26 protein-coding genes are annotated in these 26,195 nt (G+C 49.4%); 5 read left to right on the top strand and 21 right to left on the bottom strand.

Annotation, left to right across the window (positions count from 1 at the left end; all coding sequences use genetic code 11):
* Positions 1–27 precede the first annotated feature (27 nt).
* From CBR65_RS13770 to CBR65_RS13835, 14 genes are all read right to left on the bottom strand, one after another.
* The gene (locus tag CBR65_RS13770; protein ID WP_087467392.1) at positions 28–762 is read right to left on the bottom strand and encodes an ABC-2 transporter permease; all 735 of its coding nucleotides are present in this window, start codon (positions 760–762) and stop codon (positions 28–30) included.
* A complete protein-coding gene (locus tag CBR65_RS13775) occupies positions 759–1,640 on the bottom strand; it encodes an ABC transporter ATP-binding protein (RefSeq protein WP_087467393.1) in 882 nt (293 codons plus the stop codon). Before CBR65_RS13775 ends, CBR65_RS13770 begins: the two co-directional genes overlap by 4 nt.
* A 36-nt stretch (positions 1,641–1,676) precedes the next feature.
* Entirely contained in the window at positions 1,677–2,057 is a 381-nt protein-coding gene (locus tag CBR65_RS13780) for a GntR family transcriptional regulator (RefSeq protein WP_232461196.1), read from the bottom strand.
* A gap of 230 nt (positions 2,058–2,287) precedes the next feature.
* Complete coding sequence (locus CBR65_RS13785) at positions 2,288–3,388, bottom strand: PQQ-dependent sugar dehydrogenase (protein ID WP_087467395.1); 1,101 nt, start codon at positions 3,386–3,388, stop codon at positions 2,288–2,290.
* Entirely contained in the window at positions 3,382–3,909 is a 528-nt protein-coding gene (locus tag CBR65_RS13790; RefSeq protein WP_198300741.1) for a hypothetical protein, read from the bottom strand. Before CBR65_RS13790 ends, CBR65_RS13785 begins: the two co-directional genes overlap by 7 nt.
* Positions 3,910–3,926: 17 nt before the next feature.
* Positions 3,927–4,625: a hypothetical protein gene (locus CBR65_RS13795; RefSeq protein WP_087467396.1), complete on the bottom strand. Its 699-nt coding sequence runs from the start codon at positions 4,623–4,625 to the stop codon at positions 3,927–3,929.
* The gene (locus CBR65_RS13800; protein WP_087467397.1) at positions 4,622–5,158 is read right to left on the bottom strand and encodes a hypothetical protein; all 537 of its coding nucleotides are present in this window, start codon (positions 5,156–5,158) and stop codon (positions 4,622–4,624) included. The genes CBR65_RS13795 and CBR65_RS13800 overlap by 4 nt, the downstream gene beginning before the upstream one ends.
* 135 nt (positions 5,159–5,293) lie before the next feature.
* On the bottom strand, positions 5,294–6,208 hold the full coding sequence (locus tag CBR65_RS13805) for a hypothetical protein (protein ID WP_087467398.1): 915 nt from the start codon (positions 6,206–6,208) through the stop codon (positions 5,294–5,296).
* A gap of 160 nt (positions 6,209–6,368) precedes the next feature.
* Positions 6,369–7,367: a family 43 glycosylhydrolase gene (locus CBR65_RS13810; protein WP_232461197.1), complete on the bottom strand. Its 999-nt coding sequence runs from the start codon at positions 7,365–7,367 to the stop codon at positions 6,369–6,371.
* A gap of 172 nt (positions 7,368–7,539) precedes the next feature.
* On the bottom strand, positions 7,540–8,127 hold the full coding sequence (locus CBR65_RS13815; RefSeq protein ID WP_087467400.1) for an NAD(P)H-dependent oxidoreductase: 588 nt from the start codon (positions 8,125–8,127) through the stop codon (positions 7,540–7,542).
* Between the two features lie 183 nt (positions 8,128–8,310).
* Complete coding sequence (gene cynS / locus CBR65_RS13820) at positions 8,311–8,751, bottom strand: cyanase (RefSeq protein WP_087467401.1); 441 nt, start codon at positions 8,749–8,751, stop codon at positions 8,311–8,313.
* Positions 8,752–8,763: 12 nt separating this feature from the next.
* The gene (locus tag CBR65_RS13825) at positions 8,764–9,666 is read right to left on the bottom strand and encodes an ABC transporter ATP-binding protein (RefSeq protein WP_087467402.1); all 903 of its coding nucleotides are present in this window, start codon (positions 9,664–9,666) and stop codon (positions 8,764–8,766) included.
* Between the two features lie 3 nt (positions 9,667–9,669).
* A complete protein-coding gene (gene ntrB / locus CBR65_RS13830; RefSeq protein ID WP_087467403.1) occupies positions 9,670–10,497 on the bottom strand; it encodes a nitrate ABC transporter permease in 828 nt (275 codons plus the stop codon).
* A gap of 2 nt (positions 10,498–10,499) precedes the next feature.
* A complete protein-coding gene (locus tag CBR65_RS13835) occupies positions 10,500–11,933 on the bottom strand; it encodes a CmpA/NrtA family ABC transporter substrate-binding protein (protein WP_087467404.1) in 1,434 nt (477 codons plus the stop codon).
* A 525-nt stretch (positions 11,934–12,458) separates the two neighbouring features.
* Here CBR65_RS13835 and CBR65_RS13840 point away from each other — a divergent pair.
* A complete protein-coding gene (locus CBR65_RS13840) occupies positions 12,459–14,324 on the top strand; it encodes a sigma 54-interacting transcriptional regulator (RefSeq protein ID WP_198300742.1) in 1,866 nt (621 codons plus the stop codon).
* 12 nt (positions 14,325–14,336) lie between these two features.
* Here CBR65_RS13840 and CBR65_RS13845 read toward each other — a convergent pair whose 3' ends face one another.
* The 7 genes from CBR65_RS13845 to dnaA all read right to left on the bottom strand — a co-directional run bounded on the left by CBR65_RS13845 (position 14,337) and on the right by dnaA (position 23,301).
* The gene (locus CBR65_RS13845; protein ID WP_157672075.1) at positions 14,337–15,578 is read right to left on the bottom strand and encodes a hypothetical protein; all 1,242 of its coding nucleotides are present in this window, start codon (positions 15,576–15,578) and stop codon (positions 14,337–14,339) included.
* Between the two features lie 125 nt (positions 15,579–15,703).
* Positions 15,704–16,480, bottom strand: coding sequence for a ParA family protein (locus CBR65_RS13850; protein ID WP_087467406.1), 777 nt, complete (start codon positions 16,478–16,480; stop codon positions 15,704–15,706).
* A 199-nt stretch (positions 16,481–16,679) separates the two neighbouring features.
* Entirely contained in the window at positions 16,680–16,844 is a 165-nt protein-coding gene (locus CBR65_RS22320) for a hypothetical protein (protein ID WP_198300743.1), read from the bottom strand.
* A gap of 85 nt (positions 16,845–16,929) precedes the next feature.
* The gene (gene gyrB, locus CBR65_RS13855; protein WP_087467407.1) at positions 16,930–19,350 is read right to left on the bottom strand and encodes a DNA topoisomerase (ATP-hydrolyzing) subunit B; all 2,421 of its coding nucleotides are present in this window, start codon (positions 19,348–19,350) and stop codon (positions 16,930–16,932) included.
* A 36-nt stretch (positions 19,351–19,386) separates the two neighbouring features.
* Positions 19,387–20,490 carry a DNA replication/repair protein RecF gene (gene recF / locus CBR65_RS13860; RefSeq protein ID WP_087467408.1) on the bottom strand — a complete coding sequence of 368 codons (1,104 nt, stop codon included), beginning with the start codon at positions 20,488–20,490 and terminating at the stop codon, positions 19,387–19,389.
* A 57-nt stretch (positions 20,491–20,547) separates the two neighbouring features.
* Positions 20,548–21,651, bottom strand: a complete 1,104-nt coding sequence (gene dnaN, locus CBR65_RS13865) for a DNA polymerase III subunit beta (protein WP_087467409.1) — start codon at positions 21,649–21,651, stop codon at positions 20,548–20,550.
* 114 nt (positions 21,652–21,765) lie between these two features.
* Entirely contained in the window at positions 21,766–23,301 is a 1,536-nt protein-coding gene (gene dnaA / locus CBR65_RS13870) for a chromosomal replication initiator protein DnaA (protein WP_087467410.1), read from the bottom strand.
* A gap of 414 nt (positions 23,302–23,715) precedes the next feature.
* Here dnaA and rpmH point away from each other — a divergent pair, with 414 nt between their 5' ends.
* Genes rpmH through yidC form a run of 4 tightly spaced genes read left to right on the top strand, consistent with a single transcriptional unit; the run spans position 23,716 to position 26,192 of the window.
* Positions 23,716–23,850 carry a 50S ribosomal protein L34 gene (rpmH, locus tag CBR65_RS13875; RefSeq protein WP_087467411.1) on the top strand — a complete coding sequence of 45 codons (135 nt, stop codon included), beginning with the start codon at positions 23,716–23,718 and terminating at the stop codon, positions 23,848–23,850.
* A gap of 32 nt (positions 23,851–23,882) precedes the next feature.
* Positions 23,883–24,269, top strand: a complete 387-nt coding sequence (rnpA, locus tag CBR65_RS13880) for a ribonuclease P protein component (protein WP_087467412.1) — start codon at positions 23,883–23,885, stop codon at positions 24,267–24,269.
* Positions 24,270–24,274: 5 nt separating this feature from the next.
* Entirely contained in the window at positions 24,275–24,523 is a 249-nt protein-coding gene (gene yidD / locus CBR65_RS13885; RefSeq protein WP_087467413.1) for a membrane protein insertion efficiency factor YidD, read from the top strand.
* A gap of 1 nt (position 24,524) precedes the next feature.
* Positions 24,525–26,192 (top strand): membrane protein insertase YidC, encoded by a 1,668-nt coding sequence (gene yidC / locus CBR65_RS13890; RefSeq protein WP_087469073.1) that lies wholly within the window; start codon positions 24,525–24,527, stop codon positions 26,190–26,192.
* The last annotated feature ends 3 nt before the right edge of the window (positions 26,193–26,195 follow it).

The raw sequence follows: 26,195 nt of genomic DNA on the forward strand, positions 1-26,195 counted from the left end.
CCTGATGACTCAGGGATGAGATCAGGACTAGAAGAAAACTTTCTTACGCGATCGGAAATACAGGGTGCCGAATAACAGCAGGAGAATCGTTAAAATTTCGCCCGACAACACAAGCGTTGCCGTATCAGTCCAGATAAAACTTTCACCTTGGCTAATACCGATATTCGGCGAACGTGCCAGGAAATATAAAGCCGGGTTTAGCAAACAGTTGAGACCAATCATCACCATCAGAAACGCAGCTTCTGTTTCAGTAAACATGGTGACACTCCAGCAGATGCAATGATTCACGGCAATCAACACACACACCAGCAGGGTAAAGGCCAGGAGTCCATCCGGTAACGGTGTAAGCAAGATAACGCCCGTTGTCACCATGACCAACAATAGCCAAGGCACAAAAAAGAGCACCATATTCGCTAAAAATTTCGCCATCGCATAATCGGCGGGCGACACCGGCAAGCTCATTACAAACGCCAGGGTTTGTTCTTTTCGTTCATTGATCATGGTGACCGATAATTGGTGGTTGCCCAAGGCCACCAACATGGTGATGAACATGATGGAACCCATAAAGAATTGCCATTCACCCAGGCTGAGAATACTCAAAGAGAAGATGCCGCCGCCGATATAGATGGCCAACAATTTTCGGTTCAAGTACCAATCTTTATAAACCAGTTGTTTGATCACCGGCATATTCAGCGCAGGGCGATTCGCTTGCGAATTGATACTTACCGGGTCGTTACTCGCCGTGTCGATTATTGGGTTCATTGTTTCGCTACCTCCCTCACACTTGCGATAAAAATTTGCTCCAAGGTCATCCGCTCAACCTGTGACACCTGGAGCCCGTGCGCACTGAGTTTGGCAAGCATGGTCTCGTCAAATCCCCTGATTTTAATCTCATGCAGCGAACCATTACTTTTCAATTCTGCGATGCCGGGTAAATTCAGTGACTGATTGAGCGTGCCTGAACACAACACCCTGCGCCAACCTTCGATGTAGGTTTCCTTGTCCTGACAGGCCAGGGTTTTTCCCTTATGTAGAAAGGTAATCGAATCTGATAGCTGCTCGACATCCTGGGTACTGTGCGAGGAAAATAAAACGCTGCGATTTTCATCGCGCAGAATTTCGGCTAGCTCAGATAAGACTTCGTACCGTGATACCGGGTCCAGCCCGGTCGTAGGCTCATCCAGAATCACCAGACGCGGGCGCCGCGCCAGCAATAAAATCAAACTCGCTTTAACGCGCTGACCGTGTGAATAACCCCTGGTTTTTTGCTCGGCATTCATGTCGAATTTTTTTAATAGATGCTCTGCATAAAGTGGGTCCCACGAAGAGAAAATCGATTGGATAAAGCGCATGTGCCAACGCAGATTTTCCGCTCCGTACAAACGCATATCTTCGGCAGCGTAACCAATATTTTCCTTTGCCGATACTTGATGTTCCGGCAGGCGATATCCCAACACACTAACGCTGCCTGCATCCGGCTGGATTAAGCCCATCACCAAACGGAGCATCGTGGATTTACCGGCGCCGTTCACACCGACCAGTCCCATCACCTGACCAACAGGCAGGTGCAAATCGAGATGATCCAGATAAAACTCCGGATAACGTTTACAGACCTGATTAAATTCGATGGCGTTTTGCATAACCCTATCCCAATAAATCCATTAATCGTTGTTGTGCTAGCGAACTCTGCCTAACGCTTTTTTTAGCTGCGCCATGATTTCCGTATCGCTCAGACCCAACCGCCTCATACCGCTAATAAAACTGTCCAAGGTCTTCTCCAGTTCGGCTTTCGTTAATTCGGTGGTTAAGTCGGCGCTGTCTGCCACAAACGATCCGCGCCCGGCCTGGGTCACTATCACACCTTCCTGTTCCAGCTCGGTATATGCACGCTTAACCGTAATCACACTCACCTTGGTGACAACACTCAGCTCCCGAATTGAAGGCAAGGGATGCCCTGCCGGCCAATCGCCCGCACGAACCTTTTGCTTTATTTGCTCCATGATCTGCAGATACATGGGCCGACTATCATTCTGCGAAAGAAATAATGCTTCGGTCACGCAAACCCCATCTGTATATATACGATATGCACAGTATATACAGATATACACAGTTGGCAAGTGATTTTATTGAGTTTGTTGAGGAGATGTCCGGAGCGGGGGCGTTTCACGTACAGCGTCCTGGAAAGATTGCAGAAGCGAGGTTAAACGAACGGGGGTTATTAAATGAGTTGATTTCTTATGCGGAACAAGGTGTTAGGCTCGAATTTTTCTCTTCGAGATTAAAACAATTAGGGCCGGGGCGTCACCTTAAGCAACCGCCCTTCCCTACTATCCGTTAGTAAATAAATCGCCCCATCCGGACCGGTGCGCACGGCGCGGATACGTTCGTTCAAGTCGGCAAATACAATATCAATTTGCTCAGCGCCGCTATCCGTTAAGCGAACACGGTAAACGGCTTTGGCCGCGAGCGCGGCGACCAGCAAATCGCCTTGCCAGGCTGGAAATAATTCTCCCTGATACAAGGTCATATCCGCGGGCGCGATTGACGGTGTCCAGTGAAGCAAGGGTGCTTCAAAGCCGGCGAGTTGTGTAAACGGCGTCACGCGCGCGCCAGTGTAGTCGATACCGTGACTCACCAACGGCCAGCCATAGTTATGCCCGGCGCGAATCCAGTTGATTTCATCGCCACCTTTGGGGCCGTGTTCATTCGCGAGGATGCGATTTTGTTGGGGGTCATATACCAGACCCTGCACATTGCGATGACCGAGGCTAAATATTTCCGGTGCGGTATCGGCTTTATCAATGAAGGGATTATCAGCTGGCGCATTGCCATCTACATCTAACCGCAATATTTTACCCAGATGATTGCGTGGATTCTGTGCTTCCTCGCGATAATCAAAACCATCACCCAGGGTCAAAACCAACGTATTATCCGGCAGGAAAACCATGCGGCCACCGTAGTGGGCGGCGCCCTCGCGCATAGGTTTTGCAGCAAAGATCTGCTGAGTATTGTTCAAATTTTTGTTACCCAACACCGCGCGCGCCAAACACAGGGTATTCGCGTTGTGCGTACCGCAGGTGTAGCTGAGATAAACCTGCCCACTGCTGGCAAAATCCGGGGCGAGCAATACGTCAAACAAACCGGATTGACCTTGTGCAAAAACCTCAGGCATGCCACTCACGAAATGCAGTTTGCCTTCCCGATCCAGTAATCGCAAACGCCCCGGTCGCTCGGTGATTAGCAGCCGGCCATCCGGTAAAAAAGCCAGGGACCAGGGAAGTTCCAAACCTTCGGCGAGTGTTTCGACGTGATAATTTTGCTGGCTATGCGCCATCAAACTGGCTACAAAAATCAGGCTGGCAACTACCGCACGAAGCGAGCTCAACATACGTCACCTCGTCGATATCCCCGCGCGAAAAACCAACCTCCCAAGGCACCACCGGCCATCATCAATAAAGTGCCGAAAATATCTCGCGTCGCAGCGATCAAGGTCGGCATAGGTGCAAAAGCATCGGCCAATTTGAAGGTTAATAACAACGATAAAGCACCGGCGAAAACGAAAATTAGATAGCTAAGGTGCGGCCAACGTCGAGCAAGAAAATGCGCAAATAACAAGGCGGGGATAAATGCGGTAAACACCATTGCGAAATATACGGGACCGAAACCCAGCAGATCCTGAATGGTGACATCCAGGCGTAACGCCGGTGGAATTTCTGCACCGAGGTTGATCAGCGCCGCCAGGTTAATTTGGGTTTGGGCGATGCAACCCATCACAGTGGCTATCAGTACAGCTTGCACAAAACACACAGAGGTTAGCATAAAAGATTTTTTATTAATGGATGGTTCTATGTTCGGCATAAAGGATTTATCAGTCGTTGTTTCCCAGATGTTCACTTGGTAAAACAGCACAAAACAGTCCGGTTTTTTTATGTTGGAAGCGTAACAATATCGTTGATTCGTTCGAATATCAGGTGTATACGTCCAGCATCTCCCGCTCCACTAGACTGGACGGCGTATGCTATATCTGGCGAACCAAGCAACATTTTAAATTCCATGGTTAAATAGCTTTTCACGTCCGCTGCTGCACTGCGTATTTCTTCGAGTAATTCAGCGCGACCATCAATCACACTGAGAATATCTTCAATATCACGACTGCCAAGCACATCATTTTTTCCACGACCTTTAAAGGCCTCAAATTTAGTTGCTAAAAAATAAACTGGTTTCACCAATCTAATAGTGACCTTTTCGCTCATGGAAAAAGGCTGAGCGGTTTGCAGTGCTGCTTTGTACCAACGGTTGGTAAAGCCTAAAGCGCTGACATCATCCGGCATAAAATCAACCTGCAAATCACCCAAGCGAAAACGGCAGTTTACTTCGTCATCCTTTGATATACGAAAACCACGCGCAATGAGTTGTTCGCTGAATGAATGCCAACCGGTATATCCGAATACGTGAATAATAAGATCAACATCGTCGGTATACCGTACCGACTCTTTACTCATCTCATCGGTAATCAGTAGTCCAGTAGTACAGCCGCCCACAAAAGCTACTTGCGGTAAAAGTTCACTGCCTAACGCATCGGCAACCATCAGTATCATTTCGCGATGTGTGTTGTAGATGCTCATCGGGCGAATTCCTCTTCAAGCAACTGAGTAGCGAGCTTCAGTTCCCGAGCATTGCCAATGCGAATTGCATCGACCAAAGCAAGTAATTCATAGAGCTTGGCGTCGGCTTTTGCCGCCATAGGTGCAGATTTAAAGAGTGGTGAGATAGCTTGGCCTTTATGTTGCCCTGTTGCATCTGGCCAGACATTAATAATTTCACCTGCAGACATCAATCTGCCGGCCATAACCGGAGCAGCAAAAGCAGTGGGCATACCACGGACCAACTCGGCGGGTTTTGCTGGAAACACGTATTTAATACCGTGAAGCAAAAAGCCTAGCAGGGCTTTACGATTCACTTTGGGTATACCCGTTTGATGGTCACGCGCAGCCAGCCCCACTCGAATACAGCGATTAAGCGCCGCGCTCAACTCCGATTTGCTAATGCCGGTAGCAACCTCCAACTGACGCACACTGTATTGGGTTTCGCTTGCCGCGGATGCGGATTTTTCGATGCTCAGGAGTTTGAGCAGCAGCACTATGTCCTGACCTTTCATCTCTGATTCTCGTTTTAGCAAATTACGCCCGGAATGTCCTTTGTTTCAGGACAAAGGACATCCTAACCGGTTACGAGGTGAAAAGGCAATTTGAAAGTCGTTTGGGTTGTTCGACGATCAGAAAAATGAAGCCGGCTACTTGGTCAGATCAAAACCCGTTTTTTTCAGTCCACCTTGCACATTCATCGGTCCGGCAAGGCTGGCGATGGTGCTGTCCATCTGCACTTTGAGGGGGGACATCATGCCCTTGAAGCAGTAGTTATCTTTCGTAAAGACGCAGTCCCAACCCAGGGATAGTGCCCAGCAATCTACAATAACGACATCATTGTTCCAGGTCGATGCGGAGGGTATGCGACCGTCAACAGCCGTAGTGCCTTTTCGGCCGACAAGAACGAATAGATGTTTTAATGTTCCCTCGCCTTCCCAGGACACGATTTCAATTCGCGGTTGCGGGGTTGTTTTGCCGGTGCCGAGAATATGCGCGGCGTAGTAAGCGAAGTTGGTGCATTCCGCCGCTTGTTTGCTATTAACAGAATCGAAGGCAACCTTCAGGCTTCGCGCTTTCCAACTTCTGTCCGGTGAGAGAATCGGTGCACCAACAAATTCGGGTTTGGCTTTTCTAATACGATCCTGTTCGGATTTAGGCAAACTTTTATTAACACAAGAAGAGAAAGTTCCTACATCGTTGCAGGCATAGAGCTTACACTTTTCCAGTTCCGCTCTGACTTCGTTCACCAGGGTCATGGCGTTACTTGGGGTGACCAGCGGAGGTGGAGGAAGTGCTACGCTGACCGGTCTTCCGTAATTGAGCGATGTGCCCCAGACTTTTTTCAGTTCATTAAGTGCAGGCTCGTATTTATCGAGCCGTTTATCTTTGGGGTTTGCACATTTCATTTTTATTTCTTGCACGCTCATAAAGCGTTTTTCACTGTTTGCCGGAATTCGTAAATACACCAGCAATTTTTTCAAGCTACTGCGACTTTCGGTAAAACTCTTGTTGAACGTTTTGATATGCGCGATGAAAGCATTGATCTGTTCAGTTGCGTTCATGGTTACTTATACCTTTTCAGTCTTTCCATTGATGGTGAGAACCTGTCACCGGAAGGGAGACAGGTTCCATAAGTTGCAGGAGCGGCTCACAGAAAGCAGCTTACAGTAGCAAGAACGCCACCAAATTCACAGCAGCCCATCAATGGCACCAAGGTTTTAGCTATCGTTTCAGCTGTTCAGATTGTTTGATTCTTTGCGGGAAATCACGCACACCCTCTGTGGTTCTTTCTATTTTCTGGATGGTGCCGTCTTCATTGAAATGGATGTATTCGGCAGCGACGTGACGTTGTTTCTTGTCGCAGGCTAAACCCGGTGTCTGCAGCCAGCGGTGGTAGAACAGAATCCAATGGCCTTTGTATTCAACGATGGAGTGGTGATTATTTGCATTGGCTTCTTCATCCATAAACACGCCTTGATATTTCCACGGGCCTGTCGGTGACTTGGCCGTGTAGTAGGTGAGTACGCGATTATTTTCCGGCATGGTGAAGTAATAGATGCCTTCGCGTTTGAACACCCAGGGGCCTTCCATCTTGGGCTCGTAGCCGCCCATATCCATCTTGATGAAATCACCTTTCACGCTGAGTAAATCGTCTGCCATTTCAGCCACATAGTAATCGTGCTGCATGCCGTGAAAATACAAATAGGCCTTGCCGTCATCATCGATAAACAGACTGGGGTCATTGGCGTAGGGCTTTTTCCATAAGGGTTTGCCAATGGCATCTTTAAAGGGGCCGGTGGGGGAATCGCTGACGGCAATACCGATACCCATCCACTTGGTGCTTTTTTCCGGATTGACGCGATCTTTAAAGCCGGTGCCGGCGGGGAAGACCAGATAGTATTTCCCGTTTTTGTAAGCCGCATCCGGCGCCCAGGCGAAGTCGTCGGCCCAGGTGAGGTCATCCACCGACAGACTGGGGCCGTGGTCGGTCCAGGTCACCAGGTCTGATGACGAGAAGGTGTGCCAGTCTTTCATGTGGAAATCTTGCTGGCATTCTTCGTCGTGAGAGGTGTAAAGGTACATTTTACCGTCGGCCCATACGTGGCCTGAGGGATCAGCGGTTTTTATATTGCTGCCGAAGTTCAGAGGGTTCTGTGCAAATGTCAGTGAAGAAGCAAGCACTGCGCAAAGCGCCGCTGCGGTAGTAAGTTGATTCATCATTATTGTCCTAACGGTTGGAAGAATTGCAGACCCGTCACCATGCCGAATAGGTAAAGCGTTTGCCAGGTGGAGAAACCCCTGACAATTATTGGATTACCGGCAATCTTAACCTACTACGGAAGGAATTTCTGAACCAGGACTTCAGGATGTTGTAAAACCGTGGGCGCAAGTCTTACTCGCCGCTTGCGCCAAGTTTTTCCAGCTTAATCAGCCATTTTTGTGCATCAGGTTTTTTCATATTACCTGCCAGGCCAACCAAGGTTTCATTGATGGGGCTGAATCCGACAAAGCCGAGAATGTTACGCTCAAGCGACTTGACGCTGTGGGCGCGATAGAACCAGCGATAAACGACAGCGGGCATACCCATGGTAACCACTACGCGTGCAGATCTGCCAGTGAGGCCTTTTTTGCCAAAGGGGTTTTTATCATCGTAGTTGAAAGCAAAACCGGGGCGCGCCACTTGCTCCAGAAATCCTTTCACGAGCGCGGGCATATCGCCCAGCCACAACGGAAAAAACATTACCAGATGCTCGGCCCAGTGAATGTCCTGTTGTGCGGGTTGCAACACCGCGGGTAGTTTGCCGTGCTCCCAATCCTGTTGACTGCGCAATAAGGGAAAATCCAACGCCGCTATATTTATCTGTCGTATGTCATGGCCCGCATCGGCAGCGCCTTTCTGGTAGGCCCGCTCCAGCGCATGACACAGGTGATGGCCAGCTCCGTCGGGGTGACCTTGTAATAGCAAGATGCGTTTACCCATTTCTATGTACTCCTGGTTGATTCTCTCAACTTATAAAATAAGTCTGAAAGTGATCGTAGGAGTTGATTTGAAACAAGAATGGGTAAATCGCGTTTCATTTTGGCGGGAGAAGCATTCTGTGACCCCGCGCGGATGCCTTCAGATGGTACAGACCAACCAAAGACTCTGCGCAGGATTCGGATATTACCACGCTTTATAGGGCAAGAATTTCCCGTTTAAGTTGATAATGACGCGATCCCCTTTGGGATTTTCTTCCTTGCCAATCTCCATGGAAAAATCAATTGCACTCATGATGCCGTCACCAAATTTTTCGTGGATGATTTCTTTGATTGTCGGGCCGTAAACGCCGATCATTTCATAGAGGCGATAGATCAGTGGATCTTGCGGAATGGCGTCGCCCCAGGTTTTGGTAGGACATTCCATCAGCGCGGCTTTGGCACTTTCCGGCAGATCAAATACCTTGCACAAGGCTTCGGCTTTTTCGGCCGGTGCGCTGTTCATACCCAGGCACACCGAGGTCGTCCACACGGGCGACATGCCGATACTTTCCGCGATGCCTTCCCAGGTCAGGTTCATCTTTTGTTTGGCGAGAACAATAGCTTCTACAACGTCTTGTTTTTTCATGGTGTGGTGCTCCTAGGCATTAACGGCGTGCGCAGAAACCTTGTACGTTTGCTGCGCATCCTCTGTTGGATTAACGGTTGTGGGGTTAATGTTGATGGGAAAGTGTTGTACGCCGGGTTCAGCCTTGATGGTTTTTGAACGGTTGACCAAAAAATCCACCAGGTAATTGCGAATCTGGTAATAGCCAGGATGGTGAATAATATCCGCACGTTTGCGCGGGCGCGGTAAATCCACCACGACTGATTCAGCAATGACCGCACCCGGTCCATTGCTCATCAAGAGGATACGATCCGCGAGCAACATGGCTTCGTCAATATCATGCGTAATCATGAAAACGGTTTGCTGGGTCTTGTTGCAAATGTTCGTGAGTTCATCCTGAATCACACCGCGCGTCAGCGCATCCAGTGCACCAAAAGGTTCATCGAGTAACAGTAACTTCGGTTGCGTTGCAAAGGCGCGCGCGATAGAAACCCGTTGCCGCATACCACCGGAGAGTTGCGACGGTTTGCGATTTTCAACACCTTTTAAACCCACCATCTCCAGATAGTCGCGGCTGTGTTGTTTGATTTTTTCTTTCGACCATTGAGGCCAGCGTGCACGCACACCAAAGATCACATTGTCCAGTGCACTCAGCCAAGGCAAGAGTGAATAATTTTGAAACACAATGCCGCGTTCCAGGCTCGGTCCGCTGATCTCCTTTCCGTCCATGATCACGACACCCTCGCTGGGTTTATCCAGCCCGGACAGCGAATTCATGATGGTGGATTTACCACAGCCGGAGTGACCGATGATGCAAACAAATTCACCTTTCTCGATAAAGAAGTTGGCGTTCTCAAAAACAGTAAGCGAATCGTTAGCGGTTTTTCCGCTGAAACGTTTGGCAAGGTTTTGAACTTGCAGAAAATGTTTATTCATAAATTACTCGTCGTACTGCACCAATTTTGTGGCGCCGGTTAACAACAGATCCAGGATCATGCCGACGATGCCGATCATCAGGATCGAGAAAATCACACTGGTTAAATCCAGGTTGTTCCACTCATTCCACACGTAGTAACCAATGCCGGTGCCGCCCACAAGCATCTCGGCGGCGACAATCACCAACCAGGCAATACCGATGGAAATTCGCATACCGGTCAATATGGTCGGCGCTGCAGCGGGAAGGATGACGGTAAACGCGGTACGCAAGGGCGAAAGCTCATGGGTGCGTGCTACATTAATCCAATCCTCGCGTACATTAGCCACACCAAACGCCGTGTTGAGTAGCATCGGCCAGATGGAACAGATAAAGATGACGAAGATCGCGGAGGTTTCAGAATCCTTGATGATAAACAGCGCAAGCGGCATCCACGCCAGCGGCGAAATCGGGCGCAATACTTGGATGTAGGGATTCAACGCGCAATACATCAGCGGCGACATCCCGATTAAAAAGCCGATCGGAATCGCCACTAACACAGCGAGAAAAAATCCACTCAATACACGGTAGATGGAGTAGCCCAATTGAATGCCGATGCCTTTATCATTGGGCCCGGCATCGTAAAATGGATTGCTCAATTCTTCCCACGCGCGCACCAGAATCGCTGAGGGTGGTGGCACACGCGCTTCCTGGTCGGCGCCACCCATCAGTAATTCATATTCCGATAAGGCTTCTGTTGCCGCCGGTGCTTGCGCACTGATTTCCCAGATGCCCAGCACCACCACAAGAAAGGTGAGCGATACGATGAGCGCGCGTAAGTTGATACTGCTCATGCTCAACTTCTCCGGATGGCAAAACTGTCAACGTAGGCGTCGGGTTTGGTGTAATCAAATTCTTTGCCCATGATGAAATAATTTTTGTTGGTCGATGTCGGCACGGTATAACCCAGCTCTTTCATGACTTTTTCGCAATCGGTAGCCAGGTAAACTTCCTGGGCAATTTTTTGATAATCCAGATCACCTTTTACATAACCCCAACGCTTCATCTGGGTGAGAATCCACACCGCCATGGAATGCCAGGGGAAGGGATCGAAGTCGATACGGTCGGGTACATTTTTCACTTCACCCAAGCCGTCGGCATAGCGACCTAGCAAGACTTGCTCTATCACCGGTACCGGTTGGTTAAGATAATTCGCAGGAGCAATTGCGGCTGAGATTTCCTTGCGATTTTCGTGCTTGGCGGAGTAGTGCGTCGCCTCGACAATAGACTTCAACAAGGCGCCGTAGGTATTGGGATTGGTCAATGCAAATTCCTTGCTACACGCGAAGGCGCAACAGGGATGACCTTCCCAGATATCTTTGGTCAACGTGTGGATAAAACCTACTTTTTCCCACACGGCGCGTTGATTAAACGGATCGGGCGAGAGATAACCATCGAGATTCCCCGCACGTAAATTGGCGACCATCTCTGGCGGCGGTACAACACGAATCTGGATATCTTTATCAGGATCAAGGCCATGCTCGGCAACGTAATAACGCAATAAAAAGTTGTGCATGGAAAATTCAAACGGCACACCAAACTTGAAGCCCTTCCATTGTTTGGGGTCCCGTTTATCTTTGTGATCCACATGCAACACAATGGCCTGGCCATTAATATTTTCCACGGCGGGCATGATGAAAGGCTTCGCGGTTGAACCCACACCCATACTCATGGCAATCGGCATGGGCGTGAGCATGTGCGACGCATCGTATTCGCCCGCCAGGGATTTATCCCGGGCCACCGCCCAACCCGCCGTCTTGATCACTTCCACATCCAAACCATGCTTGGCATAAAAGCCCATGGGATGCGCCATGATGATGGGCGTTGCGCAGGTAATGGGTACAAAACCGACTTTAAGGTTTTTCTTTTCCAACGGACCGCCCGCTTCTTTTGCAGCGGCTTTGATGGCGCCGAGCGGAATCACACTGGAGAGCGCAGCGGCCAAAGTTCCGCCGCCAATCGCTTGCAGGAAACGCCGGCGACCACCGTCATCCTGATTAAACACCGCACGCACAATCGCGTTTTCCACAGCGCGATCCATGTAATCTTCGACGGAGTGTAAATCCGTTGTCTCGGCAGCAACCGGTTGAGTATGTTCTTTGTTTTGTTCGAGCGCCTGCGAATAACTTTTCTGATCGGTGGCAGCCTGGCAAGTGGAGCAGCTGCAGCCTTTGGTATGGATTAACGAGACATTGCTATCGTAAGGATTCCCCAAACTCTTGTTACTCATAACGCCCCCTTTTAATGCGCAAGGCACCAAGTTGCGGCAGCCATTGCACGGAATGTATTAAGAAGTTGTTGTTGCTGTTTTACGGCTGAGAGGGCTATTGCGAGCTTTGTGCCAATCCTGTCTTTTCGCTCAACTCCCTGATTTCTATTCTGTTTTTATTTCCCTTTTGATATCTGATCACCACGATTTTTCGTGATTAACGAAACTTCGTTGCACTTGGCACGATTTTTCGTTGTTGTTCTTCGAAGTGAAGGTCGGCGGGAAAAGCACTCCGTTGCCGCTTGCGAGACCGTCATCGGCATGGATGCCGATGTCGAGCCTACAGGGATGTATTCACGGCGTGTCTCGCAAGCGGCAACGGAGTGCTGCCACCTCTCTTCTTAAAGTGGGACTGTGGGCGCATTGGGTAGAGGTTTCCGATACACGCCGTGAACCCTTCCGTGGGGGCTCGGCGTCGGCATCCATGCCTCCGACGGTCTCGGAAACCTCTACCCAATGCGCCCTGACCATCTTCACAACAAATGTATGACTATGAACGAAATCATGCTCGATCAAGCACCTGAAGCCATGGCGTTAATCAACCCCTGGCAAGACCGGTTTGTGTTTATCAATCAATTAACCTGTGATTTGTTGGGATGGGATCGCGATGAGTTAATTAATCAGCGTGTCAGCAGTTGCTTTAAAAATTCACTTCCCAGTTTGCATGTGTTTACCCAAGCGGTGTTGCACAAAGGCAGCAGTTTGATTGATGACATCACCATCACCACTGCAGATGGTCGCGAAATTGAATTGGAGATCAATGCTTCGATCACCAGCGTCGACAACCAGCAACTGATTTGTCTGTGCCTGCGCGACCGGGATTTTTATCAGCAGTGGCGCATGCACGCGAACGCGCAGCGCCATCACAAATTTGGTTTATTGCAGTGGCAACGCATCCACCAGGTTTTCCAGGATATTGAAAAGGAAAACCAGTTGATATTGAGCGCGGCCGGCGAAGGTATTTACGGCGTTGATGCCGAGGGTCGCGCGACGTTTGTGAACCCTGCGGCGGAGCGTATCCTGGGTTGGAAGGCGGAAGAATTAATCAGTCGTAATATTCATGTGGCAATTCATCACAGTCATACCGACGGTTCAGATTATTGCGTGCACGATTGCCCGATCTTTGCCGCCTTTAAAGACGGTGCGATACGGCGCGTGGATGACGAAGTTTTTTGGCATCGTGATGGCCGGCCGATTCCGGTGGAATATACCAGTACACCTATTATGGACAATGGTCACCTGGTGGGTGCGGTGGTCATCTTTCGCGATGTCTCGGATCGCAAACTGGCCGAAAGTAAATTGCGTAAGGCACTGGAAGAAGTTGAGCAGTTGAAGCATAAACTGGAATTGGAAAATGCTTATCTGCAAGAAGAGATCAGTGAAGGCTATAACCCGCATCATATCGTTGGCCGCAGTCCGGCGGTGCAACAAATTGCGTATCAAATTCAATTGGTCGCACCCACGGTTGCAACAGTTTTGATTACCGGCGAATCCGGGACCGGTAAAGAATTAATTGCTCGTGCCATTCATAGCGCGAGTGATCGTAATAGCCGACCCTTAATCCGCGTAAATTGCGCGGCAATTCCGCAGGATTTATTTGAGAGTGAATTTTTTGGTCACGTGCGTGGCGCTTTTTCCGGTGCGGTGACAGATCGCCTGGGTCGCTTTGAAGTGGCCGATGGCGGCACACTATTTCTCGATGAAGTGGGCGAGTTACCGCCGGGATTGCAGGGAAAATTGTTACGGGTGTTACAGGATGGCGAGTTTGAGCGGGTTGGTGAATCGGTAACACGCCGGGTAGATGTGCGCGTAATCGCTGCCACAAATCGTAATCTCAGGCAACTCGCCAAGGAAGGAAGGTTTCGCGAGGATTTATATTTCCGTTTAAATGTTTTCCCGATTCGCTCTGTGCCCTTGCGCGAGCGACTGGAAGATATTCCCTTGCTAACAGCTCACTTTCTGCAAAAAACCTGTCAGCGTTTTCACAAACCGGAATTAAAAGTATCCATCGCACAAATACAGCGTCTGCAGCAGTACGATTGGCCCGGCAATATTCGTGAGTTGGAAAACCTGATTGAACGGCAAGTGATTTTAAGTCGCGGCGATAAGCTGGTGCTCGATGATCTCGCTTTAACATATGAGCCAGCACAAGATATTTCGCCAACGATATCCGAAGCTATTACGGAGCAGGATTATCGGCATTTGCGTTACCAAACCACGATCGACGCCTTGCGACAAACAAAAGGAAAACTGTATGGCGATGATGGTGCTGCGAGTCTATTGGGTATAAAGCCAACTACCCTGGCGTCGCGTATGAAGAAAATGGGGATTGATAGATCTTTGTTTGCGTGAAAGCTTTAAGAACTACAACGGAATTTCGTAATATTTTTCCTTATCCCCCCGAGCATCAAAGATTAGCTTTCTGTTCATTTGATCCCAGAGAAATGGTTTTTCGTCGTATGGGTTTCTCAACATGCTTGTAGAGATTCGCTTCTGCATTTTGTTCAACGAGCGAGAAGCACGCAACTGAATTGCTAAAATATGGAGCCGACGAATTCCCTCAAGATCATGTGCTTTTTTTATGTATTCGGTATATTGCGAGAATCCCAAATTCAACAATATTTTTCCCATACCATTATAGATATAGTTAATCCACCCAAGGTTATTTGGATCGAAAGCTTTATCAGCAAGTTTTTGTGCGCTACTCACGTTGAGCTGAATTTCATTCAGCTCTCTTTCTGATTCTTTTGCCAAAGCTAACAAATAAGTGGCGTGGCGGTTCATCGAATCCTGAGGCTGAAATAATGGTGCAACGATAGTTTTCATTATTTTTTCGAATCTGGTTTCGTTGGAGGAAATATTTTCGTAGCCTTCGTTAATTAAACCTGCAACATATTGCCACTCACCTGCGAGAACTTTTCTTGACGATAGTTCTGCATGGGTAAAAGGAACTTGCCATGCACTTGGAAGAATCATTTCGGATTGATGATTTACATAGATTATCCAGCCTGCCGCCAAGTTTCGCTTGATAGCGTTCACAGCCACCATTCGTGTGATAAGAAGCTTGGAGTCTGCCATTACTTTGCGCCAGAAGACGAAATCCTGATCCAATAAATCAGCCAAGCCTTTACTCTCTCTGGCTTCCGCCAGCGCAAATGCGCGAAATAACCACAAACGTTGTGCGTCGAGCAAAGGCGCATAAGAAGGAAATCGAATAGCTGATGCGGTTGTTTCATGAAAGAAAGGTTTATCTAGAAGCTCTTGATAACGTTGAACAACCACTTCTTCGTTTTCAAACAGGATGTTGTCCGTCTTGTTTGCCTTGATTATTGATTCGTAACAGTGGTCATTCATTTCCTCGCAGTCACGAAATAGCTTCAATGAAGCCTCTGACCACGTAGATTTAAAGTCTTGAGACTCCCATATAGTCCCAGCGCCATAATCATTTCTGTGATTTTCTTTTGCTCTGTCTTTACCCACTTGTTGCGCATCTTTTTCTAAGGGTGCATCAAATCCATAAAAAATATGAAATCCATTATCTTGGTCGTCACCGATAGCTGGAAGTGAATTGATTCTCACCATTTCCAAAGCAGCAGCATTGGGCACTTGGTCACGCCAATTTATAGCGAGCAACAGCAGATAACAGAGTATGGAAAGACAGGCTATTGCCAACAAAATAAGCAATAGGAATCGGACAGATTTTTTTATCATTGAGGATACGGTGTCCGGTATCAGGATGCGTTGGTAATGGTATTACTCGGTGATTCGTCTTTCAGCCATTCATGGGTCGAATTCTGCGCATCCAGCCAGCGAATTAAAATCTCCCAATCCTGGCGATCGCGCGCGTGGCTTTGAAACGGATAATCCACGATGCCACGCCCTTCACTGTAAGCCCGCACATAATTCTGGGTATCGCGCAGCGTGGCGGGAAACGGAATGTTCAAACTCAGCAGGAATTTTTGCAGGCGCTCCCACGCGTTGGTTTGTTGCTTCACACGATTGGCAACCACAGCAATCGGCCGGCGTTTGCGGCGCATATTTTGCGTCAGCAGCAACTCACCGATGAAGCGCGCGCTCGCACGAATATCGATATCAGAAGGCTGTACGGGAACCACGATCAAATCGTGGTCCTGCACCAGATCGTCCAGCGCAGGGCCTGTCAGGCCCGGCGGAGCGTCGGTAATCAGCCAGCGAGTCGGCTTGGGGGCACGCCATTGGAAGCTGCGCGTTGTGCGCGAATTGGTTTCGATCTTGACGCTATATATAGAAGGCAACACAGGATCGCGATGCGTTACCCAGTAGTGGGAAGAAGCCTGCGGATCAGCATCGACCAATACCGTTCGCTCGCCACGGTGAGCAAGCCAGGCAGCGAGGTTGGTACTGACCGTTGTCTTTCCCGCACCTCCTTTGCCGTTGATCACCAGAATACGACAGGCATTCAATACCTGGATGGACACCATGGGCTCAGCGGATGATCGTTGTTTATTAGACTGTTCAGGTGTGTCCATAACCCTCTCACAAGGTTGAGCCCGGTCGACAAGCCGATGATGCTGTTGGAATAATACGTCGTCTTTTAGTAAAAAAATGTATCAAAGCGATATATATCGATTCTCATCCGCTAATGCAAACTTGATGCGTAGATTTCTGTGATGACCAAAAAGAAAAGCCAATCTGTACAGATTGGCTTTTTTGCGAAAACGTTACCGGTTACTTGCTTTCACTTTTAAGGTTACGTCTATCACCTTTGCGGCGCTCATTGACGACTCCTTCCGGAAGCTCCTCACTCTTCTTGCGCCGATCGGGCGTCTGGCGTTCTTCCAACGCCTCAGCGATCTGGCTAAGCGTTACTACCTTGAGTTTTTCTTCACTCATTGATATTGCCTCTTGCTACACGGTTACTGATTGAACTGACTGCGATGCAGCCATACAACCAGTATAGACCATGGCGGCAGCAACATTAGATGTCAAGGTTAGCAACCGCTAACGCATTGGTCTCGATAAACTCCCTGCGCGGTTCCACATGATCACCCATTAACGTGGTGAAAATCTGATCAGCAGCGATAGCATCCTGGATACTGACCCGCAACATACGTCGGGTTTCCGGGTTCATGGTGGTTTCCCACAGCTGTTCCGGGTTCATCTCCCCCAGCCCTTTATAGCGCTGGATGTTGTAACCCTTGCGGGATTCCTTCATCAACCAATCGAGCGCCTCGGCAAAATTACTTACCGTTTGCTTACGTTCACCACGCTGCATATAGGCACCTTCTTCCATCAGGCTTTCAAGGTTTTCACCCAAGGATACGATCGAAGCATACTCGCCGGACTGGAAGAAGTCGTGGTTAAAGGGATAGTGGTGTGAAATGCCATGCGCGATGATCTCGACTTGTGGCAGGAATAAATGGCGCTCACTGTCTTCACGCACACTGATGATGTACTTCTGGCTGCCAGCACGGGTATCCAGGCTAAATCGGGCCAGCATCTGGTCACACCATTGCTGCATATGACCTTGATCTGCCAAATGTTCAGCGCGCAGTGATGGCAAGTAAATCATCTTCTCCAGCACTTCTGATGGATAAAGACGGGACAAACGTTCGATCGTAGCCATGACCTTACGGTACTGGCCCACCAGCTTTTCCAGTGCTTCTCCGCTGATACCCGGCGCATCTGCATTGACATGCAGGCTGGCGCCTTCCAGGGCAGCCTGGGTCAGGAACTCCGTCATCGCCGCTTCATCTTTTAAGTACTGCTCTTGTTTGCCTTTGCTGATTTTGTACAAGGGCGGCTGAGCGATGTAGATGTGGCCCCGTTCAATCAATTCACGCATCTGGCGGAAGAAGAAGGTCAACAACAAGGTACGGATGTGGGAACCGTCCACATCGGCGTCCGTCATGATGATGATGCTGTGGTAACGCAATTTTTCGGGGTTGTAATCGTCTTTACCAATGCCGCAGCCCAAGGCGGTAATCAGGGTGCCGACTTCAGCACTGGAGAGCATCTTGTCGAAGCGAGCTTTCTCAACGTTGAGGATCTTCCCCTTGAGCGGCAATATTGCCTGGGTCTTACGGGCGCGACCCTGTTTGGCTGAACCGCCCGCCGAATCACCCTCCACCAGGTAAACTTCTGATAATGCCGGATCTTTTTCCTGGCAATCCGCCAGCTTGCCGGGCAGCCCGGCAATGTCCAATGCCCCTTTACGGCGAGTCATATCACGCGCCTTGCGCGCCGCTTCACGGGCGCGAGCCGCTTCGATCATCTTGTTAACAATAGCGCGGGCTTCAGAGGGATTCTCCAGCAGGTAATCGCTGAAGATCTGGTTCATCTCCTGCTCTACGGCTGTTTTCACCTCGGATGAAACCAGTTTGTCCTTGGTCTGTGAGGAAAACTTGGGGTCCGGTACTTTTACCGAGATGATAGCCGTCAAACCCTCACGGGCATCGTCACCGGTGGTGGCAACCTTGGCGGTCTTGCCCAAGCCTTCTTTCTCGATGTAAGTATTCAAGCTGCGGGTTAATGCTGCGCGGAAGCCCGCCAGGTGAGTACCACCATCCCGCTGGGGAATGTTATTGGTGTAGCAGAAGAGATTTTCCTGGAAGGAGTCATTCCACTGCAACGCAATCTCCACACCGATGCCGTCTTCCCGTTGCGCCGCAAGGATGTGAATAACCTTATTCATGGAGCTTTTGTTTTGATTCAGGTATTCAACAAACGCTTTTAACCCACCTTCATACTGAAAGGTGTCTTCCTTTCCACTGCGTTCATCTTTCAGGTGGATGCAGACACCGGAGTTAAGGAAAGATAGCTCACGCAGGCGCTTGGCCAATAAATCGTAGTGGAACTCAATGTTCGTAAAGGTTTCCGGAGAAGGTTTGAAGTGAATCTCTGTACCGGTCGTTGTGGTATCGCCCACAATGGTCAAGGGTGCCTGTGGAACCCCATGGCGGTAGACTTGCTCGTGGATCTTGCCTTTGCGGCGAATCGTCAGTTTAAGTTCTTCTGACAGCGCATTAACCACGGATACCCCTACCCCGTGCAAACCGCCGGACACTTTATAGGTGTTGTCATCGAATTTACCGCCAGCGTGCAGAACTGTCATGATAACTTCAGCCGCTGATACACCTTCTTCGTGCATATCTGTCGGAATACCCCGACCATTGTCAGCGACAGAGACAGTTTCGTCCGGGTGGATAATTACTTTGATATCAGTACAGTAACCGGCGAGCGCCTCGTCGATGGAGTTATCGACAACTTCAAAGACCATGTGGTGCAGGCCTGAACCATCATCAGTATCACCAATGTACATCCCTGGGCGCTTACGCACCGCATCCAGTCCTTTAAGGACTTTAATACTGGACGAGTCGTAAGTCTTCTCATCTGACATAGATTTATTCTCCGCTTGCTACTTTATCTGTCGCGTTTATCGTGAATTGATAACCGCTTGAATTTTACCCTGTTCCACGTGAAACAGTTTTATCTCCGTTCCCGGCAGTTGCCGCCAGGCATCTATCAAAATCTGTTGCTCTACACCGGTTACGAATGTTTGCGTACCCATACTGTCCAGCCATCTTACGAGCAAGTAACGGTGCTGCTCGTCCAACTCCGCTGGCAAATCATCTATCAAGTAGATGCAACGACGTTCTGTAAGTCGAGAAAACACATAGCCTTGAGCAATCTTAAGGGCACATACCAGGAGCTTTTGTTGACCTCTGGACAATACTTCAGCTGCCGGAAACCCCTTTACTGCTATGCGCAGATCTGCCCTATGACTACCTATCTGGGTGAAACCCTGCCGCCGATCTTTTTCCGCACTGTCTGCGAGAATGCTGGCGTAGTCTTTATTCTGGTCCCACCCGCAATAATAGGTGAGCTCAATCCCTTCTATGGCAATGAATTCCTGAATCAATGAATAAAAGGTTTCGAAAAATTTGGTCATGCAAACCTGTCGGTAAGCGTGAATCTGCTCGCTATACTGAGCCAGTTCTTTATCCCAGGTCGCGAGTTCAAAGCGGTCCATTCTATCACGCCGGAGCAGGCTATTGCGGTGTTTGAGGCACCGCTGCGCATCTTTCCAGACCTGGAAAAAACCCGGTTCCACGTGAAACACCAACCAATCCATAAACTGGCGCCTCACCTTAGGGCTTCCCTCTAAAAGCTGAAACGTATCCGAGTTGATCACCTGAATCGGTAGATAGGATGCCAGCGCTGCGGCTGAAGGCACCAAAGCTCCGTTGGCTTTAAAAGTGGCTGTTCCATTGGCTTGACGATTGATTCCGACCGGTATCTCTGTGCCCTCAGCACTCACCTTACCGAATACAGTAAAGGAATCCTGTTGGTGATTAATAAGCGGTTTGTGTTTATGACTACGGAAGGAACGGCCGACACCCAAGACATTGATGGCTTCAAGAATGCTAGTCTTGCCGGAGCCATTCTCCCCAAAAATAAGGTTAACCTGCTCTGATGGGGAAATGTCGATGGAATCGAGATTGCGGAGATGCTGGATAAAGAGACGCTTCAAGGTCATAAGAAGGTCTCTTAATGGAAATCAGGGATTGAGATGAGGCCGCTACACCGACGCGTCTTACAGACGCATCGGCATAACAACATAAAGCGAATCACTGTTCTCAGGCTCTTCAATCAAGGCACTGCTGTTAGCATCAGAAAGGGTAATCTTGATGTTCTCGTGGTTGATGACATTCGCTACATCCTGCAAATAACTCACGTTAAAACCCACCTCCAAAGAATCGCCAGAATAATCTACAGTAACCTGCTCTTCTGCTTCTTCCTGTTCCGGGTTATTAGCCACAATCGTCAGCACACCATCGCTTAACAACAAGCGCACGCCCCGGTATTTTTCATTCGATAGAATAGCGGTGCGACCAAACGCCTGTTTAAGTTCAAGACGCGAGCCAATCACCACCTTGTTACCACCACGGGGCAGCACTCGTTCATATTCAGGGAACTTGCCATCCACCAACTTGGAGGTAAAGGTGTACTCAGCTGAAGTGACGCGAATATGATTGGCACTGAGAGTAATTTCTACTTGAGCAGTAGAGTCATCCAGTAATCTGGATAACTCCAATACCCCTTTACGCGGCAGGATCGCCTGGATAATTTCAGCGGTATTGACGGCAACTGCCCTGGTACACATCGCCATGCGGTGTCCATCGGTGGCAACTACACGTAGCTGATCCTGACGAACTTCCCATAGCATCCCGTTCAGGTAGTAACGGACATCCTGTTGTGCCATGGCAAAAGCCGTGCGTTCAATCAGGCGTTTAATCTCCTGTTGGGCACAGCTGAATTGCAAATTGCCCGGGCTGTCTTCAACATTGGGGAAATCACTCGCGGCGAGCGTAGACAAGGTAAAACGGCTGCGTCCGCTCTTGACAATAATGCGCTGCTCTTCCTGAAAAAACTCGATATTGGAGCCATCAGGAAGGGATCTGCAGATATCTACCAGCTTACGTGCAGGAACAGTTATCTCACCACTCTCCCCTGCCTGCTCCAGTTGTACGCGCCCGACAATCTCCACTTCCAGATCTGTACCGGTCAACGACAGTTGATCACCATTCAGGACCAGCAGCACATTAGACAGTACTGGCAGGGTTTGACGGCGCTCTACCACACCGGCAACCAATTGTAAGGGTTTAAGCAGAGCCTCGCGGGAAACGACAAATTTCATGTGTTGGTCTCTTTAAATGTCCTGATAAAAGTGCTTCAACAGAAGGTATAGGAATTCTGGTGTGCGATAACCCTGCACGGCTTGCGCATCATAAACCGAATCAGTGTGTCTGGATCAAGTTGTGAGGGAACGCAGCAAATTTTTCATGTCTTCACGAATGTCCGCACTCTCTTCCTGCAGCTCCTTGATCTTGCGGCAAGCGTGCAAAACCGTTGTATGATCTCGTCCACCAAAAGCCTCACCGATCTCCGGCAGGCTGTGATTGGTTAATTCTTTTGCCAGCGCCATGGCCACCTGCCGCGGACGTGCAACTGAGCGACTGCGACGCTTGGAAAGCAAGTCGTTGATCTTGATCTTGTAATACTCGCCTACAACGCGTTGGATATTATCTATCCCCACCTGTTTATCCTGTAGGGCCAAGAGGTCTTTCAAAGCTTCGCGCACCAGGTCCACATCAATGGCGCGACCCGTAAAATTAGCACTGGCAATCACCCGCTTTAACGCACCTTCCAGATCGCGCACATTGGCGCGAATACGCTGGGCAATAAAGAAGGCGGCTTCGTGGGGTAGATCTATACCGACCTGTTCAGCCTTCTTCATTAATATAGCGACGCGAGTTTCCAGCTCCGGCGGTTCAATGGCCACCGTTAGCCCCCAACCAAAACGGGACTTCAAGCGCTCCTCAAGGCCATTAATTTCCTTGGGATAACGATCACAGGTGAGAATGATCTGCCGACCGCCTTCAAGAAGGGAATTAAAGGTATGAAAAAATTCTTCCTGGGACCGCTCTTTGCCAGCGAAGAACTGAATATCGTCAATCAACAAAGCATCCATGGAACGGTAGTAGCGTTTGAAGTCGTTGATCGCGTTCAGCTGCAACGCCTTAACCATATCTGCCACAAAACGCTCGGAGTGCAGATACACCACCTTGGCATTCGGATTACGGGCCACCATGGCATTACCAACTGCCTGCATCAAGTGGGTCTTACCCAAGCCTACCCCGCCGTAAATAAATAACGGATTGTATGCACCGCCGGGATTTTCAGCCACCTGACGTGCCGCCGCCAGGCCCAGCTGGTTGGACTTACCTTCAACAAAGGTAGCGAAGGTTGAGGACACATTCAGATAGTTACTATGCTTAAGCGCTCCCTCAACTTCCGCCTCCTGCGTGTTACGCGAACCAGACTCAAAACCGGTCTCCACCGCTGCGGCGTCTTTTATCGGCGTAGCCATCGAGGTAACCCCTGAGACCACGCCATCAATAGAAGACAAAGCAGGAGCGCGGGATTCCGATGATAAGTTGCCATTGTGTTGAGGTTGCTGGGTCGCAAACGAGGATACGGGAACTGATTCAACAGCAGGCGATACCGGCACGCGATTGTATTGGAACGCTGCCTGGGGTCTGGGAAGAATCCCGATCACCACTGTCAAACTGCTTCCCTGCTGGTAACTGCCGACCAACTCACGAATGCGAGTCAGAAATTTTTCGGACACCCAATCGCAAATAAATCGATTAGGTGCTAATAAACGTAATTCGTTGGGGCCGGCCGACTCATCGATCTGCAACGGTTTAATCCAGGTGTTGAACTGCTGTTGGGGCAATTCACCCTGTAAACTCGATGCGCATAATTTCCAAAGTGACTGCGGCAAAACCCCTACTCCAGGCTGAAAGTTATTATTTCAAAATGAGCCGGCTAGTGTACTCTCCCACCTCTTTGTTATCCACAGTTGACACAAAAAAATAATGTCATAAGAAATTTTTTACTCATTTAAATTCAATAAGTTAACAACCACTCACCAGAAAATTTATACACAGAGCTGGCACAAAAAATTGTTCATTTTTTAATCTTATCTGTTAATAAATCTGTGGATATCCTCGTAATAAATTGGTGAAAAACCGGTATATCGAAAAATAACAACAAAATGCACTCAAGCCTGCAGCATTTCGACAAAATACATTGATTTACCTTTGGGCTTTCTTTAGAATCCCGCGTCTTTTCACACGCCGTGTGATCTCCGCTACGGTTGCATCAACAGCAGCTCTTAAACAACAGGTTCAGTTTCATGAAAAGAACATTCCAGCCCAGCAATCTGAAGCGCGTCCGCAATCACGGTTTCCGTGCCCGCATGGCTACCAAGAACGGTCGTTTGGTATTGGCTCGTCGTCGCGCTAAAGGTCGCAAGCAATTAACTATCTAATTGCTGCTTCCGCAAGAAAATGAGTCGCTAGAGTGAAGCAGGCGTTCGGGAAGTCGCTCCGCCTTCTTTCCTCTAGTGATTTTCAAAGCGTCTTCGATGGCGCCACTGCTCGTATATCCCACCAGCACTTCCTTATCCTCGCGCGCGCCAATCAATTGGATCATCCCCGTTTAGGTTTGGTGATAGCCAAGAAACACATTCGTCTTGCCGTGGCTCGCAATCGCATAAAACGTTTGATTCGCGAAAGTTTTCGTCAACAACAGCAATCTTTGGCGGGTATAGATGTTATTGTACTGGCCCGCAAAGGGATGGATGACCTGGCGAATCCGGTCGTTGCGAAACAACTCCAGCAACAGTGGCAGCGGGTAGTACGCAAACTCAATCAGACGCCGCAACCTGCCCGCAATGAACAGAGGTAACACGCATGCGTCGGCTGGCCATTAAATGTATACATGGCTATCGCTACCTGCTGAGTCCGTGGATCGGCAATCAATGCCGCTTTTACCCGAGCTGTTCGCATTACGCTGAGGAAGCAATTGAAAAACACGGTTTTATAAAAGGGGGTTATTTAACGTTCCGTCGCCTTATAAAATGCCACCCCTGGCATGCGGGCGGAATTGATCTGGTCCCGGAGAAAACCACTCATACTCAACCAACAGATGGCACTCGATAAGATGGATTGGCAAAAGAACCTGTTAATCGCGGCGATGATCGCCGTTCTTTTTATGCTGGTGATTCGCTGGAATGACTTTCAGGAAAACCTCCCCGACTCACAAGTACCCGTAGCAAGCTCCACTACTGAAGGTTCAGGTTTCGAGACCCCGGATCAAAGTGCCAGTGATATCCCGAGCCTGCCGGCTAATGAGGATGTACCGGCCGAACCCAATCAGGCACCAACCCCCACCAATCAGACCATCAAGGTATTCACCGACAGTCTGCAGCTGGAGATCAGCACCCTCGGCGGCGATATCACCTCTGTTGCCCTGCCGCGCCATTACGCTGAGTTGAATACGCCCGATGTTCCCTTCGTACTGCTGGATAATCGCAATAACCACACTTATGTTGCACAGAGCGGTTTGATTGGCGCTAACGGCACCGACAGTGCGGCAGGACGGCCGACCTTCAGCGCGACTCAACGCGAATACCGCATGGCAGATGACCAGGACAGCCTGATCGTAGACCTGGTTTATCAACAAGGTGAGGTGTCCATCACCAAGCGCTTCACTTTCACCCGCGAAGAATACCTGGTCAAGGTGGAATACCTGATCAACAACCAGAGCGACACAGCCTGGAGCGCCAACCTCTATGGTCAGATCAAGCGCGACGGTCAGAACTTCCATAAAGTCAGCGCGTTGGAGATGAACCCTTTCCTCGGTGCAGCCATCACCACGCTGGATGAAAACTACAAGAAATTGAGTTTTGATGACCTGAGCGAGAAAGACTTTAAAACCACGCGCGACGGTGGTTGGGTCGCGATGGTGCAACACTACTTTATCAGCGCCTGGATTCCCGCCGCACAACAACAAAACACCTACCACCTGCGCAAGGTTGCCGGACAGGATTTGTATCTGCTGGGTTTTACCAGTCAACGGGTAGAGGTTGCGCCGGGTAGCGAGGGCAGTTTGCAGGCCCAGTTCTACGCCGGCCCGAAAGATACCGAACGGCTTGAAGAGATATCTCCCTACCTTGACCTGACCGTGGATTACGGCTGGCTATGGTGGATTGCCAAACCTCTGTTCTGGTTATTGAAATTTATCCACAGCTTCGTGGGTAACTGGGGTCTGGCGATTATCGGTTTAACGATCCTGGTGAAAGCCGCTTTCTTCAAATTGAGTGCTACCAGTTATCGATCCATGGCCAAGATGCGCAAGCTGGCGCCAAAGATGCAGGACCTGAAAGAGCGGTGTGGCGATGATCGCCAGAAGATGTCGCAGGAAATGATGAAGCTTTATAAGGAAGAAAAAGTGAACCCGCTCGGCGGGTGCCTGCCGATCCTGGTGCAAATGCCGGTGTTCCTGGCCTTGTACTGGACCTTGATGGAGAGCGTCGAGTTACGTCATTCACCTTTCTTCTTCTGGATTCAGGATCTGTCCGTTAAAGATCCATTCTTTGTGTTGCCGCTGATTATGGGCCTCACCATGTTTATCCAGATGAAATTGAACCCGACACCACCGGACCCGATGCAAGCGCGGGTTATGCAGTTGATGCCGGTCGTGTTTACGTTTATGTTCCTGTGGTTCCCGGCCGGTCTGGTACTTTACTGGGTTACCAACAACACACTGGGTATCTTGCAACAATGGTTGATTACCCGCCAGATAGAGAACGCCGATAAAAAGGCTTAAGCC

It is taken from the genome of Cellvibrio sp. PSBB006, from assembly GCF_002162135.1.
Lineage (GTDB): Bacteria > Pseudomonadota > Gammaproteobacteria > Pseudomonadales > Cellvibrionaceae > Cellvibrio.

Coding starts and splice junctions, on each gene's coding strand:
- gyrB (WP_087467407.1), bottom strand. CDS start 19,350: ATGTCAGATGAGAAGACTTACGACTCGTCCAGTATTAAAGTCCTTAAA.
- CBR65_RS13795 (WP_087467396.1), bottom strand. CDS start 4,625: ATGAGCATCTACAACACACATCGCGAAATGATACTGATGGTTGCCGAT.
- CBR65_RS13825 (WP_087467402.1), bottom strand. CDS start 9,666: ATGAATAAACATTTTCTGCAAGTTCAAAACCTTGCCAAACGTTTCAGC.
- cynS (WP_087467401.1), bottom strand. CDS start 8,751: ATGAAAAAACAAGACGTTGTAGAAGCTATTGTTCTCGCCAAACAAAAG.
- CBR65_RS13775 (WP_087467393.1), bottom strand. CDS start 1,640: ATGCAAAACGCCATCGAATTTAATCAGGTCTGTAAACGTTATCCGGAG.
- CBR65_RS13805 (WP_087467398.1), bottom strand. CDS start 6,208: ATGAACGCAACTGAACAGATCAATGCTTTCATCGCGCATATCAAAACG.
- recF (WP_087467408.1), bottom strand. CDS start 20,490: ATGACCTTGAAGCGTCTCTTTATCCAGCATCTCCGCAATCTCGATTCC.
- CBR65_RS13770 (WP_087467392.1), bottom strand. CDS start 762: ATGAACCCAATAATCGACACGGCGAGTAACGACCCGGTAAGTATCAAT.
- CBR65_RS13815 (WP_087467400.1), bottom strand. CDS start 8,127: ATGGGTAAACGCATCTTGCTATTACAAGGTCACCCCGACGGAGCTGGC.
- CBR65_RS13800 (WP_087467397.1), bottom strand. CDS start 5,158: ATGAAAGGTCAGGACATAGTGCTGCTGCTCAAACTCCTGAGCATCGAA.
- rpmH (WP_087467411.1), top strand. CDS start 23,716: ATGAAAAGAACATTCCAGCCCAGCAATCTGAAGCGCGTCCGCAATCAC.
- yidC (WP_087469073.1), top strand. CDS start 24,525: ATGGATTGGCAAAAGAACCTGTTAATCGCGGCGATGATCGCCGTTCTT.
- CBR65_RS13810 (WP_232461197.1), bottom strand. CDS start 7,367: ATGATGAATCAACTTACTACCGCAGCGGCGCTTTGCGCAGTGCTTGCT.
- CBR65_RS22320 (WP_198300743.1), bottom strand. CDS start 16,844: ATGAGTGAAGAAAAACTCAAGGTAGTAACGCTTAGCCAGATCGCTGAG.
- CBR65_RS13835 (WP_087467404.1), bottom strand. CDS start 11,933: ATGAGTAACAAGAGTTTGGGGAATCCTTACGATAGCAATGTCTCGTTA.
- dnaN (WP_087467409.1), bottom strand. CDS start 21,651: ATGAAATTTGTCGTTTCCCGCGAGGCTCTGCTTAAACCCTTACAATTG.
- CBR65_RS13850 (WP_087467406.1), bottom strand. CDS start 16,480: ATGGACACACCTGAACAGTCTAATAAACAACGATCATCCGCTGAGCCC.
- CBR65_RS13785 (WP_087467395.1), bottom strand. CDS start 3,388: ATGTTGAGCTCGCTTCGTGCGGTAGTTGCCAGCCTGATTTTTGTAGCC.
- CBR65_RS13840 (WP_198300742.1), top strand. CDS start 12,459: ATGACTATGAACGAAATCATGCTCGATCAAGCACCTGAAGCCATGGCG.
- ntrB (WP_087467403.1), bottom strand. CDS start 10,497: ATGAGCAGTATCAACTTACGCGCGCTCATCGTATCGCTCACCTTTCTT.
- yidD (WP_087467413.1), top strand. CDS start 24,275: ATGCGTCGGCTGGCCATTAAATGTATACATGGCTATCGCTACCTGCTG.